This is a genomic window from Vibrio sp. M260121, assembly GCF_036533715.1.
Taxonomy (GTDB): Bacteria; Pseudomonadota; Gammaproteobacteria; order Enterobacterales; family Vibrionaceae; genus Vibrio.
Genome location: NZ_JATABF010000065.1, coordinates 1 through 21376, shown reverse-complemented (window position 1 = coordinate 21376; position 21376 = coordinate 1). Strand labels below are relative to the sequence as shown.

The window sequence follows — 21376 nt, the reverse complement described above, 5'->3', positions numbered from 1 at the left end:
GTATGTCCATATTCCCACTCAAGCTATTCAATTATTATAAATAGTAGTGCATATAAAGAAAAGGCGCTAGGTAATAATAAATTTCATTAAATACAGATAGATAACCCTCTAAACGTACACTTTCGTTCCGTTGGACCTCAAACCCCTAATAAAGCCAATGAGCTGATTAAAACAGTGAGTGAGGGAGTCTGGTGCAGTCATTCACTCAGAAAGCTGGCGCGTACCGCATGGATGGATTTGGACGTGGATTACATGACCGCTGAACTACTACTGAATCACGCCATGAACAAGCTGGATCAGACCTATATCCATACCTATGCAGAGCGTCAAAAGAGCCAAGCACTGCAAAAGTACCACCAATGGCTGACCACAAAAGCCCGTGCTTTCTTCCAACACTTCAAAGACCACGACAATTTGAAGATCGTTGAAATGACCCAGACCGCACAAGCCCAGACAGGACAAGGCAAGCAGGCAAATAAACAGGATTAACACAGTAGACAATATAAGCAGGCGCGAGGGCTGGCCCGTGTTGGGCAGTTCGGCGGGGGCTGAATGAGTGGGAAACCCTTATTCTGCAAGGGCTGGCGAGGTGATCAGGCTGTGAGCCTAGGAAACACGGGGGACCCTGAGAGTATCAGACTCTACCACGGACGGTAGGCCCGCGGGCTTTGGCTATTTTTCGGATTTTACATGGTCGTCAGCACGACTCTAGCCACCAAGGTGACGAATCCCAGAGCTGACAAGGGTTTTAAGGTGACGAAATGCCCCGCTTTGCTGTGAAAAATGGCGCTTTAATGGTGGCGTTTATTCCAACGGCCTGCGTGATCTTTAGATCGTCACGTTTCAGCGGTTTTTATCGTTGTTGTATTCAATGAGGTAGTAAATGAAACGAATGTTGGCGTTGGGTTGGTTGGAGTCCACTTGCTGGGCTGTAGACGACACCACACTAAAAATGATGGCAGATATTGCCGCAGGGATCACGGGTAGTGATCGCCTTGAGGCACTGATTGATAGCCACCCACTGGCACTAGAAAAGCGTGTGGGCCAGAAAACAGGCTACACCATGCAAAAACGTGGTCGAGTAGCGGTGATTTCAGTGCGCGGGGTGATCTCTCGATATGCCAACTTGTTCCAGTTGATTTGCGGTGGAACCAGTGTGCAATTGCTGGCACGAGATTATAGCCAAGCCCTCAACGATCCGACCGTGAGTGCCATTGTGCTGGATATTGATTCCCCTGGTGGTGAGATTTCGGGCATTCATGAAATGTCAGAAATGATTTTTGCGGGTCGCGCTAAGAAAAAAACGGTGGCGTATATTGGTGGGATGGGTTGCTCGGCAGCTTACTGGCTGGCTTCATCGGCGGGGGAAGTGGTGATTGATGCCACGGCCAGTGTGGGTTCTATCGGCGTGGTTATGACGCTACAACGTAACAAGCAAAATGAAAATATTGAGTTTGTTTCCAGCCAGTCACCGAAAAAACGCCTTGATCCTGCTTCCAGTGCTGGGCGCTCTGAGTGCCAGAAACATCTCGATGCCTTGGCGGGTGTGTTCATTGACCGTGTTGCCCGAAATATGAAAGTTAGCCGTACCACGGTGCTGAATGATTTTGGCCGTGGTGGTGTGCTGATGGGTAAGGCAGCCGTGAAAAACAAGATGGCGCATAAGCTAGGCAGTTTTGAAGGTGTAATTAAGCAACTAGGAGGTGTGTAAATGAAAGGAAAAGTGGCATGGAATATCACGGAAATTGCACGAATATTTCGATGCAGCCGTGATACAGCAAGAAAACGACTCAAGGCCGCAGGGGTGGAGCACTGCAAAATGATAGGGCCAGTCCCTGTTTATGATGCGGTTGATGTTGGCCGTGCCTTGTTTGCGGGGGAAAGAAGTCTATGACGTGTACTTCTACACCATTATTAACGCGATCAGAATTTGCCCGTGCATTTCGGTTAACTAACCGAACCATGACCAACATGATCAGAGACGGGCTACCTATCGCCAGTGGTACGGGAAACATCAATGATCCTTACTGCTTTGATTTGTATGACTCGGTGTTATGGATGCTTAACCGTGAAGCGGTAAAGCGTAATGGAAAACGAGTCTTTACGGGGTTCAGCTATGAGTGAAAATAAACACAAACTATCGCTGGTGTTAGATATGGTGGACAACCTAACAGGGCCGATCTCAAAGGTGACGACTCACACCACCAAGGTGGGAGAGAAAATTAAGGCCACCCAAGATAGCCTCAAGCAGCTGGGCCAGCAAAACAGCGATATTGAGCACTTTAGAAAGTTGAAAACGGCTACGGCCCAAACCAGTAAAGAACTGGATGAAGCTCAAGCTAAGGCTGGCCGTTTGGGTCAGCAGATGCAGAACACGGCCAAGCCTACCCGTCAAATGACTGCGGAGTTTAACAAGGCTCAGGCAGCCGTTAGCAAGCTGAAAGCTCAGCAGCAAAGCGAAGCTGAGCAGTTACAGAAATTGCGGAATAAATTGTCAGCAGCTGGAATTTCAACAACAAGACTCAATGAAGCAACGAGAAAAATAAAAAAAGAAACTAAGGAGTACAACGAACAGTTACGGCGCGAACAGGGAAACCTAGACAAAATTACGCAAAGACAAGCCAAGCTTGCCGCCATTCGTGAAAGTGCAGGTAGTGCAAGTGGTGCCATTGCTGGTGTTGTGGGTGGTGTTAGTGTGGTTGGTTTATCTGATCCTGCAATGCAAGCGCAAAAAGCGGGTGCTCAATTAGCTGCGATGCAAGGTGAGGGGCAAGAATCAGCATCAAAATATAGAGACATGATCTCCCAAATCTACGGTTCAACAACATTTTCATTGGAGCAAACTACAGAGGCAATATCTGCGGTTACATCATCGCTGGGTGGGTTGGATAAAGCATCGTCTCAAACCATCTTGTCATTAACACAGAAAACGGCAGCTATTAGTCAGGCGTATGGAATAGCGGCTGCTGAATCAATGCAAATGGCCTCGCAGTTAGTGAAAAATGGGTTGGCAGCGAGTACGGATCAAGCATTTGACTTGATCAGTGGGGGGCTCCAAAAGATGTCTGCCTCGATGAGAGATGAATTGCCCGATATTCTGAATGAATACGGTGTTCATTTTAAGGCGATGGGCTTTTCAGGTAACGAGGCAATGAAGCTATTAGTTGATGCTTCTTCGTCAGGAAAGATTGCACTAGATAAGACCGGAGACGCAATTAAAGAGTTCACTTTACGAGGCTCTGATATGTCAAAGTCGTCAGTTGAAGCCTATGAAAAAATAGGGTTATCAGCTAATGACATGGCAAATGCAATTGTTAGCGGTGGCCCTGCGGCGAGAGATGCGTTAATGCAAACTGCAAAAGGGTTACTTGCTATAGATGATCCCGCTGAACGAGCAAATGCAGCAATTGCGCTATTTGGTACACCACTAGAAGATCTATCAATTGATAAAATCCCCGAATTTCTAAAAGCAATGTCAGGTGCTGGTGCTGGCATGGGAGATTTGAGCGGGGCAACTGATGCATTATCAAAAACACTCAATGGTAATGGTGCAAGTAGCATTCAATTAGTTGGAAAAGCCCTCATGGGGTCAATGATGAAAGTTTTTAATGATCTTGAACCGCAAATAATTGCTGTGACTTCGGTTATTTCTGACTTCATCAACAACAATCCTAAAATAGTCACAACTGTGGCAGCAATTACAGCTTCTGTTGCAGCATTAGCCGCTATCGGTGGTATCACCTCATTAGTAATTACGGCGTTTTCTGGATTAGGTGCAATATTAACGACGGTGAAATTAACAACGTCATTATTATCACTTGAGCAAATGAAGCTAAGCGCATCATTAATGCTTACGAAAATTCGAACATTAACTGCCGCTATTGCTGTTGGTGTAATGAGTGGCGCGCAAAAAGCGTTAGCCATTGCCACAGCGTTCACCACATCGGCCACCGTCCGTGCAAATGCAGCAATGGTGTTGACTCATACCAGAACCGTGGCCGCCGCTGGTGCGTTGCTGATGATGTCGGGTGTACAAAAAGCCTTAGCCGCAGGAACGGCAGTCATGACAGGCGCACAATGGGCGCTGAATACGGCAATGATGGCAAATCCTATCGGATTGGTGATTGCTGGCGTAATGGCCCTTATCGCTGTGGTTGCGCTGGTGGTGAAGTATTGGGAGCCGATCAGTGGATTTTTTGCCAGCCTTTGGGGCGGGGTGAAATCAGTATTCTCTGGTGCGCTTGAGGGTATTAAAAACACCTTATCAATGGGTTGGGAGTTTATTAAGTCACTGTTCGCATGGTCGCCGCTAGGTTTGATTATTCAAGCTTGGGAGCCGATCACCGGATTCTTTGGCAGCATGTGGGAGGGCATCAAAGGGATGTTTTCAGGGGCAATGGATTGGATCACCTCAATGGTGCTGGCTCCTATTGAAACGCTGAAAAATACGCTAGGTGCAGCATGGAGTGCCTTATTTGGCGGTGATGGGGAAGAAGTGACCCATACAGTGAAAAAAGTGGCTCAAGATGTTCCAGCCGTTTCGTCTAATTCAGTCGCGGCTAACGCTACTCAGCAGCAAGAACCAATAAAAGTTTCCAAAACGGAAACCATCCCAGCGGCAGGGAATAAGACAGTTGTGACCAGTAACCCTGTCTATGAGTTCAATATTCATGCTGCTCCGGGAATGGATGAAAAGGAACTTGTTAAGGAAATAAAAAAAGAGCTGGATCGCAGAGAAAGAGCTTTAGAGCGTCGAGCAAGAACGATGGCTATTTATTAAGGATTTATACATGGGTAAAAAGCGCAAAGACAAGCAGATCTTAACACTGGTTCGCCAGTGTCAGGAGTTGGCCCTCAAAGCGACAACCGAACAGGTGAAGCAGGCTGAAATTGTGATCGATGGATTAAAACAGCAATTTCCCAAGCCACATGAAGCGAAACCGGATTTAGGTCACGAAATTGAGCGCATATTCAGTAAGCACGGGGATAGCGTGGGGGCTGTTGTTGTTGATAGGTTCGTTAGGCCATTGATGAATACAAGGTTTTCACGCCGGATCTAGTGACTTGTTGTTGTGGGTGGGGTAATATTTCCCCCAAAGCGTAGGCTAAATGCGAAAAAACCCACAGTTGGTCGCTGTGGGTTTTCATAGAAATTAGTTGAAAGCACGTAGAATCAACCATTCACATAACTTGATTTTACGTGCTGAACACTCTTTCTGCAAGCCTTTCAGGATTCTTAACATAAGAAAGAAAGCAAGAAAGCACGAAAATGATAAAAACAAACTTAAATTCAAGCAGTCAACACGATAACCGCCAGCGCGGTGCTCATAGCACCTGTTGCTTAAACCCAAAACCCGTTTACGTCCGTCCAGCATCTTGGAAGAATTTACCGGGTGAGCTGGGTAAAACGTTCAACTTCTGCCGTAAGCGCGATATTTCCCGCGATCCCCACTTTGTTCACTTGCGTCAGGCCGCTGGCCGTCAGCGTGACTTCAAAGACGTGCGCCGCAATCTTATCAACCCTATCTTTCAGTTGTGCTTATCACGTCATGATCTGGTGACGGGTATCATTGAACTCGATCTGGAAGATATGGCCGCTGAACTATCCAAAATGTGGGTAACAGACCCAGAAACTGGTGAGCAATACCTTGCTGAAAGCAAAGTAACCGTAAGCCGGATCAGCCGCTTCATTGATGAAGTCATGATCCCATTCGGTTTGGCTTATGTGCATTCTGATGGCGACCAATCCAGCCCAAAAAGTGGCATGGTATGGGATCAGGCCAATGGTTTTTGGTTTCCTAAAGTTCTGGTGCTTACTGATGAGTTTTATCGCTTGGCGGGTGCCAACCTTGAAAAGCTGAACATACAACGAGAACGACAGCTGGCTTTGCGAAATGAAGGCGTGACCGATGAGGGCGAGATCATCACGGTAGCGGAAGCGAGAATGCGCAAGCGTAAACAAATTTTCAAACGTGCATGGGAGTGCCGCAAGCAGAACGCTGGTGCTCAACGCCGCCGCAACAAGCTGGCATCCAAGAGTTTGGACGAACGTAAGCATGAAGTGGCAACGGCCCTCACCAAGTCAATGCCAGCCCATGAGCTTGCTCTGCTAAGCAGTGAGCAGTTCAATAAGCTGGTTTGGGAACGTCTGAACAGCATGGATATAGGCATTAGTCACCCGCCACCTGATACCGTTCAATAAATCTAATCGGATTAAAACCTAACCGGGCACATGCCCGGCATTTGTCGTTTCTGTAAGCCAAGATCCGGCAAGATCTCCCCGCCTTTTAACCTTACTCACTTTTATTTTTGACGCGCTCAGGGGCTTTCTATGGCTTTCCTTGTGGATTATTTTGTTTATCCACAATTATCTGCAAACGGGTAAATTTGTTTATCTGCGATCATAAGAGAGTTATGCGCAAAACCCGCTCTATTCATTTAAATCATTAAAAATACAGATCTTATTTCTATATCTCACTTTCTGTGAGTTATGAGGAAAAGAATATAATGCCTGGCCATTTCCTAGCTAAAGCTAGGGGCCAGTGATACCCCCCTCCGCCCCCCAAGGGGGGAACCCCTCGCCGTCGGGGACTCAGGAGGATGGCGCGGCCTTCGGCCTAAAGCCAACCTCCTAAGTCAAGGCTATTACGTTCCAATCCAGTCAAGGGGTGGCCGCTTTAGCTCATAGAGCGCGTTTAGTTCATTTTTCCATATCTGGGCAAGGCTAACGCTTTAAAGCCCTGAGAACGGCCACTAGAACCCTTGACAGGCTTTCCACTTAATTAAATGTATGCGTGGTACTTGCCTCGCTATCAATAGCGCTTACAAAGTGACGATGATTGGAAAATAACAATCTAATAGTTGCATACATTTAGCCCATTAAGTATATTAAGCCTAATACAAGTATTTAACGCATTGCGCTTAATGGGGTTAAGCATGATAATATTGTTAGGTTCACAAAAAGGGGGCTGCGGAAAATCAACGTTAGCCGTAAACATCGCAGGGCAACTAGCTCAAATGGGAAAGGACGTTTGCCTATTAGATGCAGATCGGCAGGGTAGCGCATCAGAGTGGGTTGAGTATCGAGAAGAAGCAAAAAGCCCGCTTACAATTCATTCCGTGAGTAAATACGGAAACATTAGTGAAACGCTATCAGATCTTAATCAACGTTATGAATTTGTAGTTTGTGATGTAGCGGGGCGTGACAGTAAAGAACTGAGGTATGGCATGTTAGTTGCCGATATCTTAGTGTCACCTCTTAGGCCGTCACAGCCAGATATTAATACAATCCCTCATTTAACAGAGATCTTTGAACAAGCTAAAACTATCAATTCAAGTCTCAGAGGGTTGTTAGTGCTTAATCTTTGCCCCACTTTGCCCACTATAAAAGAAGCCGATCAGAGTGCTGAGTATCTGGATGGGTTAGATGGTTTTTCGCTTGCCAAGGTTAGAGTGCATGATCGTAAAGCATATCGTGATGCGTTTAGCGAGGGGCTTTGTGTCGCTGAATGGAAAGATCAGAAAGCTCGAAATGAAATTGAATGGTTAGTGAATGAGGTGTGTGAATGGTAAAGCCAGCCAAAACAAAAAAAGTTATCGATCAGGCTAAGGCTGATGCCTTTGCTAATATGGCGGATTCAGATATTAACGATAATAAGCCTATTGCGGCTAATATGGATAATAAGCCTAAGAGGGGAAACCCTAGAGCAAAAAAAAATAAAACAGTGAGCTTTTCTATCCCTATCGAGCTAGATGAAAAAATTGATGGAGCAATTGAAGATCTTGCGCAAGAGGGAATGTTTGGCATTAGCCGTTCTGATGTCGTTGTTGCTGCTCTTACAGCTGAAACAATGAGTAATCCAGAAGCAATTAGTAAAGAAATTAAACGAGTTAAGGGCATTAAGTTAAATTAGCCTATTGCGCTTAATGTCTTTATACATAAAAACGCCGCCCGGTAGTTTGGCGACCACGGGCGGCGTAAGTAACCACAATAGAGGATATTCTAATGAGTCACTATACCCGTGATCTTATCACTGCGTTTCAAAATCGCAAAACAATTCACCTTGGTGCTATGACTGGCGCAGAACTACGCCGTGTTTTAGCTGAAATCAAAGCTTATCAATTAGCCATCAAGGAGTAAGTCACATGAGAGATAATGAATTGCGTTTGCGCTCACTGGTTAAGCGTGTGAAAGGAATGGCAGCTCTTGGCTGTGATGGTTGTCCCGCTGAAATGGATAACGAGTCTTTGCAGCAAGTCATGCAAGTGATGCTTGAGGCAACTTGCGAAATAGAACAAATTTTAGAGGTCAGTGAGTTGTCGGCCAAACAAGAACGCCAGAAAGCAATTCGCTTAGCATGAAGGAACCCTCATGATTGAAAATGATATCCGTGTTTTAAGGTTGGCTAAGAGAATTAAGGCGATCACATCTATGGCCTTTGATTCTAGCCCCGACAACTTAGAGCAGGTGGATTATATGGAAGTCATGTTAATGCTGACTGAGGCCGCAACGGAGATCGAGCAGATTGCCCAGAAAAGCATTGATAAGGCCAGCATGAAAAAGCAGTAACGGGGCAAGGTGTTGCAATACTGACACCCCCGTCATATACTTACCTTGCTAAGTCGAGTACAGCATAATAGCTAAGCACCTACCACTGCTTAGTTACCAGATACAAAGAAACCGCCCTTTTCGGCGGTTTTTTTGTATCTAGAGAACCAAATTCTATTAAATCCAGCACTTATCCCATATAATCAAGCCGCTAAGTTAAGTCTCTATTATGACTTTAGACACCCTAACAATGCTTTGTGCATTGTTAGGGTGGGACGTTGTTCTGCCCTTTATGTCCCACTCGGCTGGTGTGGTAGCCAGTTTCTAGCCTTGAGAGTGGATTTCATAAATCTAACAGTCGTATGTTGTACTCGACTTAGTACATCTTGCAGGATTCAGCCCGGTTAGAAGCTGTCTCATTGCTACGGCTCCTAATACGGGAGAGCGACCAGTGATTATCGATCCTACGATTGTCATCTGTGCTTTGATTGCTGCTCTAGTGTTGGCTGTAGGTGTGAAAATCTCGATTGGAAACATCAACATCAACATTAACAGTAACAACCGCAAGAAAGACTAACTGAACAAAAAAATTATTTTTTGACCCGCCTTGTGCGGGTTTTTTTATAAGCAAAATTCAGGGTGATCTAATGGCTTGCCGTTGATCGTTCTAGCTCGGTTTTTGACAGCAGAAATATTTACGCCATGAGACACATTTCTCAATATCCGTTGGTAGCATTGTTTTCTTTGGGCGTTCGTTGCATTGGGCCAGCTTCCCTTGTGATAGCCGTCAACCACTTTATAGGCAGCGGTCTTCCCTTTTCCTATCTTGACTAGAAACCCCAGATCTTCCCATGCACCAAGGAGGGCAGCTGCTTGTGATTGCCCTTTTGGAGAACCTATTCCTTTTAGAATTCTATGCTTGGGTAATGGGGTATCAGTGGCCCAGCATAGAAGTGTTGTAAACAGGAGTTGATGCGTCAGAGTTTGAGATATTAGGGATTGGCTAGGAATTCGCTTTTGGTCTGCGGCAATTAAAGGATAAGTGAGTTCTTCATTCCACCCGATGGTTGGGTGCCACCAAAAAGATACAAATGGAGCAGCATTGCTGCTTCCATATTTAACCCAGTTTTCTTTTGGAAGCCTGTTGCACCAATTTCTCATAATCAATGGTGTAGCAATCGCCGAGATTGTCATAACACCACTGCCTGTTTTTTTCTGTGTTCGCTTGTTTGCCAAGCCACCAAGTAACGTCAATTCCTGCGCTTCGGTAGTCATTTGTTCGTTCTTCCAGTTCTTTGGGCGTAATAGCACTTAATTGAACTTCATGAGCTACTACCCAGCCATTGGGGAAAATAAATGCAACATCAATGATCCTTTTTATTGAGTCCACGGGGCACTCTATATCAATCCTTGCTCCCTGATATTCATCTAAATCTTTTGCTAAATCTCTAGCTAACAGCTCTTTGAAAAATAGATGTTCAGGGCTTTCAGGGTGATGTTTGTAATCACTTTTGCACTCGTTTGATAAGTGCATAAAGTGAATCTTGGGAACGCTTACTTTTGAGTTACCACGGATAACCATTTCTTCTTTGCAATACCTGCATATGATTTGACCTCGCTTAAAAACATCCCTGGGGGAGTCATAATCGAGAATGTTTACCCGTTTATTATTTTCGGTATCGTGACCAATGAATGGCATGAAAGCATCCTTAACTTAAATAGAGGCGTGACAGGTCACAAGTTTATTTTTGTTTGTCTTTCGGTAGCTTTCTACGTGGCGAACTGCGGTGTTCTTCTAAAATCTCATCGCCTTGAGAGCCGTCTAGGTTGTATCGGTGAGTGCCGGTGCTTAATGCTTCAAGATAGCTTTTCTTCTTCACCCATCTATCTATGCTGATCGCAACGTGTTTCCAGCCAAAGCCCAGTTCTTTACCGCTGTCTCTGTCTTGTCGATATTGCTCACCTATGGCTTTGTTGATGCCTATAGCAAGCGGTTTTACGTCTAGCGCGTTAAAGGCTTCCGGCCACGTCTCAATGAGCCAACGGCGAGCACGTTTGATGCTTTTCACCTTAGCATTGATAGCTTGGGCGTTGTTGATGTAAGTACGCTGTTCTGGCGTTAGCTCTTGTGGGTTATCGCTCGCTGGTGGCGTACTCTTGGGAGCCTGTTCTTTTTTGGGCTTCAATGAGAGTTTTTTTGCTGGTGGTTTAGTTGCTGTTGGCTCTGGCGTAACCAACTTACGTTTTTTCTTAATAATAATGGTCGCCATAAATAGCCCCTTGATTCATCGTCAATTCTTTTACGAGCATTACACATGCTGTGATCCGCCCTTTTTACCTTGAAACGCCTGTTATTTCTAGTCATTCACAATGTTTAAGGCTTACACACTGAGTGTAATTGCTTTTGCGTGGTGTGTTATGAGTACACCCTTAATGCACTTAATTAAAGTGGTGCATTATTTCCTCTATTTTAATGTATAATGCACCTAGTTAACAGCACTAATATAAAATGCACTAGGGTGATTCATGCGTGTTTATGGCTATTTGAGAGCATCTACAAGTGAACAAGATGCCGGACGAGCGAAAAGCCAGCTGGTAGAGTTTGCAGAGCTGCAAGGGTTCAAGATTGCTTGTTGGTTTGAGGAAAATGAATCTGGTGCGAGCTTAAAACGTCCTGAGTTATTCCGGCTGTTAGATGTAGCCCAGCAAGGTGATGTGTTGTTGGTTGAGCAGGTTGATAGAATTAGCCGACTAAATGCTGAGGACTGGAACACGTTAAAGCAATTGATAGGCTCGAAAGGGATACGAGTTGTTTCTCTCGATCTGCCTACCAGTTACCAGTTCATGAAAGGAGGCGATCAGTTCACTGAACGCATGTTTTCAGCATTGAATGACATGATGTTAGATATGTTAGCCGCCGTTGCTCGCAAAGACTATGAAGATCGCCGCCGTAGGCAAGCTCAGGGCGTACAAAAAGCTAAAGCTATGGGCAAGTATCGAGGCCGCAAAGAAAACAAAGAGCTACATAATAAAATTGAAGGCTTGCTTGTCGATGGGAAAAGCTACAACTACATAGAACGCTTAATTGGCTGCTCAAGGCATACTATTTCCAAAGTTAACAAGAGATTAAAAGCAAAGGGTTTTTCCTATGAAGTCTTATGAAAAAGATGAAGCAATAGAGGCAAAAACATTAAATCAGCTAGCCATGCACTACTTTTCTATTAATGAACGGGCTGCGGGAATGAGCTGTTGGCAAGAAGCTAGAGCGATAGAAATTATTCAAAGGAGTGGTGACTTTGCTCTATTAGAGGATGCAATAAAAGGGCATGAGCAAGAGTTGATTAATATGGCTCAGTTTTTCTATGACAATGAAAAAGAAGATTGGGGGGGAATTCTGGCTAATATGGTAGGACTTTTTAGAGCAATGTCTATTTCTGGGCCAATGTCGGATCGTATTAAAACTCAAAAAAATAGGGAAAGCGCTCAAGGGCCAAGAGGGGATGCTCGATTCTTGTTGCCAATTTGGAACACTGCTATTCAAGAGGAGCTGTGTAAGTTTGACAGTGAGGGCGCGGTTTGGACTTATGAGCTGTTACATCGTGAAGTTGAATCAAACCTTTTTGAGCAAGGACTAAAGTGCCCCTCTTACAACCGGATCAAAGAACTGGCCCTCGATGTATGTAAACGATATGGATTTGCGCTCCCGTCTAAAGGAAAGCCGTTAACGGTTGAATTTTCGAGTGACCTTTCAGAGAAACTCATGAAGTTAATTTATGAGAACCCTAAATGGGGAGCAGCTTTTCTTGCTGAAAAGCTTAATAGTGATGGGGTTCGTTGCGATAAAGATAAAATTACATTGTTCCTGAGGCGAAACAAGTTGAATAATGCCAAACTAAGGTTTGAATTCGTAAACCAAAAGATAAGCGCTTAAAAAGGTCACTAAGTGACCTTAGAAAACTAAATTGAGAATGTAATTATTTCACCTAATCCATCAACCATAAATGCACACTCAATATCTACGTCACAGTAAGCGTCATATTCGTTTACTATTGCGCGCATTTTAGATTTTATGGTGTCTTTTGCTACCGCTCTCTTTTGAGTTATGGTGCCGCTTAGATATAAACTTCCGGTAATGGTAGTCTCTATACCATCTATAGTTTCCCACCCATCAACATTTCTGATATCGCGCCTAATGTTATCGGCATTTGCTTGTGCTTGCCGTTCTTCCTCATAGGTGGATTTATCTCTTGTTTTCACAGAATACGTACATAAAAAACTTTGCTCAGACATATTATTCCTTACACAAAAACACGCACAACATTTGTAGCGTCAATAGAAATATGTGGGTAACTTTCTAATTTTCAAGGGAAACCTTTGTTAATTTACGGTGTTAGCTGGTGGATTCTGCTTTTTTGAGTTTTCTCTTTCGACGTTCTGCTGTGGCCGCTGCATTTCGTTTCCGGCTCTCAGCATCTAAGGCTTTCTTTTCAGCAAGATCCGCCCGATCATTGGCTTCATTAATTGCCTGTTGAGCTTGCCATTTTATTTGTTGGATTTGGTCATTTAATCCCTGCTTCATCAATTCAGCTTGAGAGGTAAGGCGCTCTCCATAAGCCAGCATGTTTTGAGCTTCATTTTTCTGATCGGTCAATTCTGAACGCGCTTGCTGCAATGCCCGTTTTTCAGCTGTCTTTGCTCGCTCTAGGGCTTTCGCCAGTTTTTCTTCTGCTACCCTGACTTTTTTACGTGCCTCTCTGCGACCAAGATCCTGAAATAGCGAGAGCATTACAGGCAATAGCAACAAACATAAAATTGCAACCAGTAGAGCAAGCGGCCATAGTCTAAGTACAATAGCCCAGCCGTCAGTTTTATTGTAGAAAGTGGCAAAGAGAGCTTCTTCCGTTGTCTTTCCATTCCAGAACTGCCAGCCTGTTTGTACTTCTTTCTGAACTTGCCCTATTTCAAGCAGGGATATGGCACTCATATTCTCATGCACATAGGTTCCAAGCTGGGCAAGTACGCCCACGGCGATAATAAGGATAAAAATTCTCAACGTAGGTAAACCTCTGTAATTTCCGGGCGAAAGTGCCCCATTTCTTGGCTAACCGTCTCAAGAGCTAAGTCACGATTGAATCCGGCTTTTTGCAGCTCGTGCATTCTTTCTTGAGCGTAACTGTGTCGTAATCCATGCGCACCCTCTGACCATCCCAGAACCCGTTTTGAAGCCGCCGAAAACGAATTACTCCATTTCTGGCCGCCTGTGACAGCGTAGTGCGAGGTGTAGTAAATGCCGCGATCCTCGATGCGAACGGGAGAGGGTAGCCGCAAGCTTTCTAGGCGCTCAACCAAATGCGAGGGGATCAGCACTTCACGAACTAGCCCACCTTTGCCCTCTACGGTATAAATTACGCCATCGCGCCCCGTCCATTTAGAGGCGAGAGTTGGCCGCTGATCTGGTGCGCGTATTTCTCTGGGTTGTAAGGTCAGCAATTCATGAGCACGTAAGCCAGAGGAAAGAGAGAGTTGAGTAGCCAAGCTATTTTTTTCATTCTGGTGCTGGGCGATTAAATTAGCCTGATCCGTTGTGTAGGCTCTGGATTGTAATGCTTGGGCTTGCTCTGATTTTATTGTTGGGAGTTTGTCGGAGGCTTCAAGAAAATGGGTAACATGGTGCATCATGCACTGGATTGCTTGGCGTTCCATATCAAGTGTTTTTTGTCCCACTTCTTGGCCGCGCTGCTCTAGGTATGTGATCGCTTGAGCTGGGGTGATGCCTCTTAGGCCACCTTGAATTTTTTCAGCCTTGGCGTATTCCGCTACCCGTGTAAGAGCTTGTTCATAATTTCTAACCGTGCCAACGGAAGATAGTATTGAGCCTTGAACTATCTTTATCACGCTGGTGGCCTGCTTGGATGCACTGGCGAACTTACCCATGTTGAGCCTGTAACCATCGGGCAACGGTGGAATGAACGACTTTAATTCGTTTTCCTCTCAGCCAGCGTTGAAGTTCAGCGGTAGTGCAGCCCTCTTTTTGCAAAGCCAGTAGTTCACCTTTATAGCGGTCAAGGCGTGACTTCCTACGCTTGTAGGTTTTCTTTCTGATGATGCGTGTTTGTTGTTTTAATCGTTCCGTTTCTGCTTTCTCGTCAAACACTGGGGATTCCTCTTGTAAGAACTTTACTGACTCATTGCGAGTTCAGCGACAACTCAATGCCTATTCGCCACTGTTTAAACCTTTTCGCCGTTTTGGTCTGACCGATCTCACCATATATTGCGAACCTAAATGTTTAATCAGAAAGGTTAATTCTGATGATGCGTAACGAGCACCAAAGCGTTCAAATCTCGTTTTGAAAAACGTTATCTTAACGGGATAAATGCGACTCTCTTGGGCTGTGAGTAACAGTTACACTCTGATTTTGCTGTCAGGTACAGATACTTAAACATGGCGTTTAAGTCTCGATTTTTGAGAGAAATCGGCTGGCCCATTTTGGGAAAAACTCTAACGACTTCGGACGGTCGTTAAGCGCACTGATATAGTTCTATAGTAACAATCACAATCAAAAATATTCAATGTGTTTATTAAAATGTGCGTGAAACTCTCACAGGCCAATATCCCCGCTATGTAACGGCGAATTTATGAGTTGTACATAGCGGGGATAGCTAATAACACGATCTTCAAGCTCATCTTGATTTTTTGCGCTGCAAGTGGGTAGCAAATTCACAGTGATAGTTACGCGATCCCCCTCCTCTCTAGCCGCGCAATAAACATCTATCAGGGAAAAAATATCGCTTAGGCGCTACGGGCTTGTTACGCCCGATCTCTCCTTTAATATCTCAGGAAACCAACGAACATTCTGAATTAAGAGAGACCACCATGAGCAAGAAATTAAACAGAATTCGAGAGCTGATTGCAGAGGCCCAAACAAGCCTTGAGCAGCTAAAACCTAAGTCATTAAGCAAAGCCGAATTGGACAAAGTGACCCGTGATCGCGCCATGCTGAGAGACAAGCTGGAACTATTGCATGAACAGGAAGAACTCGAACTGGCCCTTATTCATGAAGAAGAAGCAGCAAATAAGGCCGAACGCCGTAAAGCCTTGCTTATTGGATTGGCTGAATCTGCCCGTGGCCATAAAAAAGCGCACGATCACCTAAATACACAAATTGGTGATGCGCTGGGTTCGCTTTTCAAACTGCTTAAAGAGCGCGATCAAGTGGTCAGTAACTTCTCATTTGGTGATCGTCTGGTTGAGGCGCGTGAGTTACTGGAAAAAGAAGAGTTGACGCTGGTGGGCGATTGTTTCCGCGATACTCGCTGGGCACGTCAGTCAGAAGCCCCGTTTATTAGCGACTTTTCAGGATGCTGGTATCAGCAGCTACGTGCAGAACTTGAACCAAGCAGCCCGCTGTACAAAAACTTGAGCCGCTTTGCCTCGAAAACCCAAGAGCCAAAATCATTAGAAACGATTGGCGATCAGCTGATTGAGTTGTGTGAGCAGTTGCTTGAACCGCCAGTGGAAGCGGAAGAAGCAGAGCTGGAAGAAGAATCTAACGAATAAATAGCCTGGTGGTTGTTTGTCATGACTGAGTGAAATCAGTCCTGCGTGCCGTATGCAGAGGTGGTGAGCGGCAGCGGTTAGTCGTGAGTGCGCTTGAAAAACCGCGACAGCCGACAGGGGTTACTGCTAATCCCGTGGTCGGCCTTTTGAATTGTAAGTATGAGGTTGGAAGTAATGACAACGACAGTGATTAACTTTTCTGAATCTGCGATTAAGAAAATACAAGAAGAAAGCCAGTGTTCTGAATTGCGCGATCCTCGTTATCCTTTGCGCTTTCGCTTTCATGCTAATCGCCTTTCTGGATCATGGTTCTTTGTGAAAAATGCCGAGGGTAAGTCTCACTGGCGCAAGCTGGGAGTATGGCCGCACCTGAAAGCCAAAGACGTGATCGAGAACCTGAGCGAATATCAAGCCCGTTTAGCCGTGAACTTGCATGACGAGGTATTGAATCAAGAATTTAAAACTGTGTCGGATTTGTTGGCGTGGTATGCAGAGCGTAGCAGCAAAGACAACATGGTTACATCGGCAAGACGTGCCACGATCAAGTGGGCCATTCAACGCCAGCTTATTCCTATGTTGGGAGAGTGTGAGCTGACCGAACTCACGCATTCTAAATTAGATGAAAAGCTATTCTGGCCGCTTCAACGCTATTACTCCATTGCCACGGTGCGTTCTATTTGGAGCGTGTTAAAGCAAGCCTTTAAACGTGCTCACAAATTAAAGCTGATTGGGATTAACCCCGTAGCGGGCTACCTGTTCAATGACTTTATTGAAGTAAAAGTGACCCCAAAACCTGCACAGCTCAAGCCTGAACAAGTGGAATCCGTGATCCAGTCGATTGAGAACGTGGACAAGCCTACTCAAATGCTGGTGCTCGTAATGTTGTTACATGGCACTCGAATTGGGGAAACCCGTTGCACGAAATGGGCACATATCTGTTTTAACTCTGGCCGTTGGAATATTCCCGCAGACATTACCAAAACCAAACAGGCTCACACGATCCCATTAACGGAAACGGCAATAAGTGGGGTTTGAGGTCCAACGGAACGAAAGTGTACGTTTAGAGGGTTAAGTTATTGATAAGACGTAATTTATCTTTCTCATATCGACTCAATATTTATCACTATTATTAAGGTTTAAAGGTCTTAACTCTCCTTTCTCTAAGTCTTCTGGCAAGGTAAATGTGTAATGACCTAACATATTGATATGTTTGTATATTAGTGGGGATAGCCGAGATATATCGTCTTCTATAATTTCTTCATTATTGGACCGCATCCAATCTAATGCTTCCTGCATATAGAGAGTATTCCATAACACGATGGCATTGGTAACGATACCTAAAGCACCTAGCTGATCTTCTTGCCCCTCTCGATAGCGCTTTTTAATTTCTCCACGTTGACCATAGCAAACCGCTCTAGCGACGGCGTGCCGACCTTCTCCTCTATTGAGCTGTGTTAAGATCCTACGGCGATAATCTTCATCGTCTATATAGTTAAGCAAGTACAAGGTTTTGTTCACTCTGCCAACGTCCATAATGCCTTGAGCTAAACCTGATGGACGGCTGCTCTTGAGCAAAGACCGAACCAGCTCGGATGCCCGAATAGTGCCGAGCTTCAATGAGCCAGCGGTTCGCATCATTTCATCCCACTGCTCTTCAGCTTTTGAAAGATCCGTACAACTTCGAGCTAGATCATCTAGCGGCCCGTAGTCAGCAGACTTATCTACTCGCCAGAATACCGCTTCTCCCGCATCCGCCAACCGTGGGGAGAACTGGAACCCTAGCAACCAGAATAAACCAAAGATAATATCACTCGCTCCGGCGGTATCTGTCATGATCTCAATGGGATTGAGCCCTGTTTGCTGCTCCAGTATTCCTTCCAATACATAAAGTGAGTCTCGTAACGTTCCTGTCACGACGATGCCATGAAAACCAGAATATTTATCTGAGATGAAGTTGTACCAAGTGATCCCACGTCCAGCACCAAAGAATTTCCGGTTCGGACCTGCATTCACTGTTTTTGCTGAGGAAATTAAACGCATTCCATCCGCGGAAGCAACATTTCCGTCACCCCAAGCATTTGTTAATGGTTGTTTTATATGGAAATTAACTAACCTAGTATTCGCGTTAGTTAATGTTTCTGCTCGAAAATAATTTTGTTTAACCCAACTTAATCTGTGCCGAGTTAGGGCTGGCACATTCGATTTGATCAATGGTTCTAGACCGATATTGCAAGCTTCAGCCATCAATACCGCACATACACTGATGTGTAACCCCTGCGCTCTTGCCTCGGACTCCCTAACGTGGGTAAATTCCTGTGTAAAGCCTGTCCAAGCATCAACTTCGAGTAATAACTCCGTTAAGTCTACTGGCGGGATCAACTGCTTTACTCGGCGATTCAGAGTTTTTAATGACAGAGACTCTTCAAGTTTATCTAAATTCGAAATGGTCAATGATGGGTGCTTACCATTGGTACAAATACTCACTTCGGTGTTTTCATCAAATCTGTCAGCGACTTCTCTCCATGTATCGTCTAATTGTCGCGCGAGCTGCCGCATAGCTTCATGACCGTTCGTTGGATGGCCAAGAGCTCGACAAACGGGCACTCGTTGAGCTTGCCACGCTTCACCATTTAAGAGCTTTTCTCTAGGATTACCCCAACGGTCACTCTTTGTCACCCAGACGTCTCGGCGGCGGAGTGAATCTTGCAGACGCTCTAAGAAACACAAAGAGTAACCGGCGCGTTGGATACGACCATCCCCGTCATATACAAGCCTTTTCCATGATGTCTTAACGATGTGCTCAGGCGCATCGTCGAGAAAACGTCTTTTTGTCTTTTTCAGCTCGGCAAGGTAATGAATGCTTTCCAGTGTACTCTCCCCAGCGGCAACCGCTGAGAAATGAAGCTCCTCTAGAACCGTCGGTAAAAAGCGTTTAACGCGCCCATATTGCTCAACCATTTCGTCATAAAAATGATTGTTCTGGGGGCGAGCGAGCTCATTGATTTTTTCAACAGACTCAAGCAGATTCTCTTCTGAAACTCGCTTAAATATCGACGTTCTCAGTTCCGTGTCACCGGTTTTTTCGTCAAGCAAAACAGAGCAAGCTCTTGCTAACAACAAGGCTGCTCGGTCAAGGTCTTTTAAGGTTCTGAGTCGCTTTTTTTGACCGATTTTTTTGGCTTCGCGTGTAATATCAGTGATCAAGAGGTCGAGTACATCAATGGCGTCATCCAAAGCAATAATTTCTTGCGCTTTGACGAAAGCTGTCAGTACTGCAAGCTTTCGCTCCTCTGGCATTCGAGAAATATACTTCACTGAAACCATCCCCGCATAGCGAGCCAAGTTACGCAGTTGTATGAGAGGGAGATCTGTAAAATTTAGTTTAGAGATCTCTAAACTACGCAAGGTTGAATATTGAGAGAGTGCACTCAGAACGGAGGGACCGCTAATGGTGGTTGGGCCTTTTCTTAGTAATTCAAGTTGTGATAAGCGTTGACCTTCAGGCACTTCCAATAGCGCCAGCAACTGAGCCTTTTGCCATTGGTTGGGAAGTGCGGCCAACTTCTTCCAGAGTCTTTTCTGTGCTCGCTCGCGAACTTCACTAATCAAGCGAACTAATGTTGTGGCGCCTGGGAGCAAGACCTTATTTTGAAGTAGCCAGGCAGTAGCAAAATCAAACATGAGTCCTGGACGTTCATTACTCAACCATGCTCGAGCGAACAGTTGTCTCTTTAGGCGAAAAGACCAAGGAAAACGACCAAAATCTCGATAGCCGTAATGCTCTTTAATTAGAAAGGTGTGTTCTCGGTGAGTGGTGGGACGCTGAGCGTAACGCATGATCACTTGCGGATGACTGATCCCAATTTGTTTGGCGACAAACTGTTTCACACTGGGGTAAATCGGCTCTAAGTCGGTAACGAATGTTCCAAGAAACCGAACCGTGGTCAGTTGTAATGCTATCCCTAAACGATTGTGCTTTCCTCGACGTTGCTGGATAAACGCCAGATCGCGCTCATCAAGATGGAAGTAACGAGCTAATTGAACATCATTTGGCTCGGCGGCATAACACCCATAGTTTTGCTTTTGTTCCTCGGTCAAAAAATCGACTGGCATATTCTTTTCCTACAAACTGAAAATTTAACAATCTCGCAACTGTCCGAAATGTTATAATTTATCAGACACCATAAAACAGATACTTATAAGTGTCTATTTAATCGACAAAGTGAGATAGTAGACACATATTGTCCACTATTCGATATAGGAGACGATTTTGAGATTATTTGGGTATGCTCGTGTATCGACCAGTCAACAATCCCTCGATATTCAGCTCAAGGCTCTAAAAAGTGCTGGCGTGAAGCCGAGCCGAATTTTTAGTGACAAGGCATCCGGCAGCAACAATGAGAGAAAGGGGCTTGAATTACTTCAGATGAAAGTGGAAGAAGGTGATGTTCTCTTGGTCAAGAAGCTGGACCGACTAGGCCGTGACACAGCAGACATGATCAGTTTGATCAAATTATTTGATGGGATGGGTGTTGCCATCAAGTTTCTAGATGATGGGATCAGTACTGAAGGTGAAATGGGAAAGATGGTGGTCACCATCTTATCTGCAGTTGCCCAAGCTGACCGCCACCGAATACTAGAACGAACCAATGAAGGGCGAATAGAAGCGAAATTGAAAGGGATTAAGTTTGGGCGTAAACGAACAGTAGATCGAAAACGGCTCAACGATTTGTATACTCAAGGCGTAGGAGCGACTGACATTGCGCGGCAACTGGGCATTGCACGCTCGACAGTATATAAAGTGTTAAATGAAAGTGACTCAAACTAAGTCTTTGTTTAAAAAGGCCTAAATCCAGAATAAGAATGCACTAAAAGAAACGATAATCAATAAGTAAATGACGATAGTACAAAATTGATGGTATCGGCATTCGCTGAGTATGAAATGAACTTCCGATAAGCGAAGTTGAATAGAATCATTTTCAGGTGAGGCGTTTTCGCTACTTTGTATGTAACGTTCCAAGGAGTCGAGTTGGTTTACGATCTGACTGACGTCATTACGGAACAATGTGAATGTATGTCTAGGAAGTAGTCGAGCATTGGATAAAAGTTCTTTCGATGCCTTTTGTATGTCCATATTCCCACTCAAGCTATTCAATTATTATAAATAGTAGTGCATATAAAGAAAAGGCGCTAGGTAATAATAAATTTCATTAAATACAGATAGATAACCCTCTAAACGTACACTTTCGTTCCGTTGGACCTCAAACCCC

General features: G+C 44.9%; 24 protein-coding genes. 17 read left to right on the top strand and 7 right to left on the bottom strand.

The window, feature by feature from the left end:
* Positions 1–243: 243 nt before the first annotated feature.
* The 12 genes from QTO06_RS23800 (at position 244) to QTO06_RS23745 (ending at position 9125) form a co-directional block, all read left to right on the top strand.
* Positions 244–489 (top strand): hypothetical protein, encoded by a 246-nt coding sequence (locus tag QTO06_RS23800; RefSeq protein ID WP_331410102.1) that lies wholly within the window; start codon positions 244–246, stop codon positions 487–489.
* Positions 490–883: 394 nt separating this feature from the next.
* Positions 884–1711 carry a S49 family peptidase gene (locus QTO06_RS23795; protein ID WP_331410101.1) on the top strand — a complete coding sequence of 276 codons (828 nt, stop codon included), beginning with the start codon at positions 884–886 and terminating at the stop codon, positions 1709–1711.
* A gap of 179 nt (positions 1712–1890) precedes the next feature.
* On the top strand, positions 1891–2124 hold the full coding sequence (locus QTO06_RS23790; RefSeq protein ID WP_331410100.1) for a hypothetical protein: 234 nt from the start codon (positions 1891–1893) through the stop codon (positions 2122–2124).
* The gene (locus tag QTO06_RS23785; RefSeq protein WP_331410099.1) at positions 2117–4780 is read left to right on the top strand and encodes a phage tail tape measure protein; all 2664 of its coding nucleotides are present in this window, start codon (positions 2117–2119) and stop codon (positions 4778–4780) included. Before QTO06_RS23790 ends, QTO06_RS23785 begins: the two co-directional genes overlap by 8 nt.
* A gap of 10 nt (positions 4781–4790) precedes the next feature.
* Positions 4791–5060, top strand: a complete 270-nt coding sequence (locus QTO06_RS23780; RefSeq protein ID WP_065432244.1) for a hypothetical protein — start codon at positions 4791–4793, stop codon at positions 5058–5060.
* 209 nt (positions 5061–5269) lie between these two features.
* Positions 5270–6202: a plasmid replication initiator RepA gene (gene repA, locus QTO06_RS23775; protein WP_331410098.1), complete on the top strand. Its 933-nt coding sequence runs from the start codon at positions 5270–5272 to the stop codon at positions 6200–6202.
* A 734-nt stretch (positions 6203–6936) separates the two neighbouring features.
* Positions 6937–7572, top strand: coding sequence for a division plane positioning ATPase MipZ (locus QTO06_RS23770; protein ID WP_029798975.1), 636 nt, complete (start codon positions 6937–6939; stop codon positions 7570–7572).
* Complete coding sequence (locus QTO06_RS23765; protein WP_331410097.1) at positions 7566–7913, top strand: hypothetical protein; 348 nt, start codon at positions 7566–7568, stop codon at positions 7911–7913. The genes QTO06_RS23770 and QTO06_RS23765 overlap by 7 nt, the downstream gene beginning before the upstream one ends.
* 92 nt (positions 7914–8005) lie before the next feature.
* The gene (locus QTO06_RS23760; RefSeq protein ID WP_255091674.1) at positions 8006–8140 is read left to right on the top strand and encodes a hypothetical protein; all 135 of its coding nucleotides are present in this window, start codon (positions 8006–8008) and stop codon (positions 8138–8140) included.
* A 5-nt stretch (positions 8141–8145) separates the two neighbouring features.
* Positions 8146–8361, top strand: a complete 216-nt coding sequence (locus tag QTO06_RS23755) for a hypothetical protein (protein WP_029798973.1) — start codon at positions 8146–8148, stop codon at positions 8359–8361.
* A gap of 10 nt (positions 8362–8371) precedes the next feature.
* The gene (locus tag QTO06_RS23750) at positions 8372–8569 is read left to right on the top strand and encodes a hypothetical protein (protein ID WP_029798972.1); all 198 of its coding nucleotides are present in this window, start codon (positions 8372–8374) and stop codon (positions 8567–8569) included.
* 430 nt (positions 8570–8999) lie between these two features.
* Positions 9000–9125 (top strand): hypothetical protein, encoded by a 126-nt coding sequence (locus QTO06_RS23745; protein WP_255091675.1) that lies wholly within the window; start codon positions 9000–9002, stop codon positions 9123–9125.
* Positions 9126–9665: 540 nt separating this feature from the next.
* Here QTO06_RS23745 and QTO06_RS23740 read toward each other — a convergent pair.
* A complete protein-coding gene (locus QTO06_RS23740) occupies positions 9666–10247 on the bottom strand; it encodes a competence protein CoiA (RefSeq protein ID WP_065432240.1) in 582 nt (193 codons plus the stop codon).
* Positions 10248–10290: 43 nt separating this feature from the next.
* Entirely contained in the window at positions 10291–10818 is a 528-nt protein-coding gene (locus tag QTO06_RS23735) for a ProQ/FINO family protein (RefSeq protein ID WP_331410091.1), read from the bottom strand.
* Between the two features lie 256 nt (positions 10819–11074).
* Here QTO06_RS23735 and QTO06_RS23730 point away from each other — a divergent pair, with 256 nt between their 5' ends.
* Both QTO06_RS23730 and QTO06_RS23725 read left to right on the top strand, forming a co-directional pair.
* Positions 11075–11710, top strand: a complete 636-nt coding sequence (locus QTO06_RS23730) for a recombinase family protein (protein WP_116285234.1) — start codon at positions 11075–11077, stop codon at positions 11708–11710.
* Positions 11697–12479 (top strand): hypothetical protein, encoded by a 783-nt coding sequence (locus QTO06_RS23725; protein WP_331410089.1) that lies wholly within the window; start codon positions 11697–11699, stop codon positions 12477–12479. The genes QTO06_RS23730 and QTO06_RS23725 overlap by 14 nt, the downstream gene beginning before the upstream one ends.
* A 26-nt stretch (positions 12480–12505) precedes the next feature.
* Here QTO06_RS23725 and QTO06_RS23720 read toward each other — a convergent pair whose 3' ends face one another.
* The 4 genes from QTO06_RS23720 to QTO06_RS23705 form a co-directional block, all read right to left on the bottom strand.
* Positions 12506–12838, bottom strand: coding sequence for a hypothetical protein (locus QTO06_RS23720; RefSeq protein ID WP_331410088.1), 333 nt, complete (start codon positions 12836–12838; stop codon positions 12506–12508).
* A gap of 100 nt (positions 12839–12938) precedes the next feature.
* Positions 12939–13601, bottom strand: a complete 663-nt coding sequence (locus tag QTO06_RS23715) for a hypothetical protein (RefSeq protein WP_331410087.1) — start codon at positions 13599–13601, stop codon at positions 12939–12941.
* Positions 13598–14482 carry a site-specific integrase gene (locus QTO06_RS23710; RefSeq protein ID WP_331410086.1) on the bottom strand — a complete coding sequence of 295 codons (885 nt, stop codon included), beginning with the start codon at positions 14480–14482 and terminating at the stop codon, positions 13598–13600. Before QTO06_RS23710 ends, QTO06_RS23715 begins: the two co-directional genes overlap by 4 nt.
* Positions 14475–14702: a hypothetical protein gene (locus QTO06_RS23705; protein ID WP_029798964.1), complete on the bottom strand. Its 228-nt coding sequence runs from the start codon at positions 14700–14702 to the stop codon at positions 14475–14477. Before QTO06_RS23705 ends, QTO06_RS23710 begins: the two co-directional genes overlap by 8 nt.
* A gap of 720 nt (positions 14703–15422) precedes the next feature.
* Between QTO06_RS23705 and QTO06_RS23700 the strand changes: the two genes are divergently transcribed.
* The gene (locus QTO06_RS23700; protein WP_331410084.1) at positions 15423–16106 is read left to right on the top strand and encodes a hypothetical protein; all 684 of its coding nucleotides are present in this window, start codon (positions 15423–15425) and stop codon (positions 16104–16106) included.
* Between the two features lie 174 nt (positions 16107–16280).
* Entirely contained in the window at positions 16281–17141 is an 861-nt protein-coding gene (locus tag QTO06_RS23695) for a tyrosine-type recombinase/integrase (RefSeq protein WP_331410082.1), read from the top strand.
* A gap of 75 nt (positions 17142–17216) precedes the next feature.
* On the opposite strand, the gene QTO06_RS23690 is transcribed toward QTO06_RS23695, so the two are convergent.
* Positions 17217–20219, bottom strand: a complete 3003-nt coding sequence (locus QTO06_RS23690) for a Tn3 family transposase (protein WP_031419875.1) — start codon at positions 20217–20219, stop codon at positions 17217–17219.
* 157 nt (positions 20220–20376) lie between these two features.
* Here QTO06_RS23690 and QTO06_RS23685 point away from each other — a divergent pair, with 157 nt between their 5' ends.
* The gene (locus QTO06_RS23685) at positions 20377–20934 is read left to right on the top strand and encodes a recombinase family protein (RefSeq protein ID WP_031419876.1); all 558 of its coding nucleotides are present in this window, start codon (positions 20377–20379) and stop codon (positions 20932–20934) included.
* Positions 20935–21376: the final 442 nt, after the last annotated feature.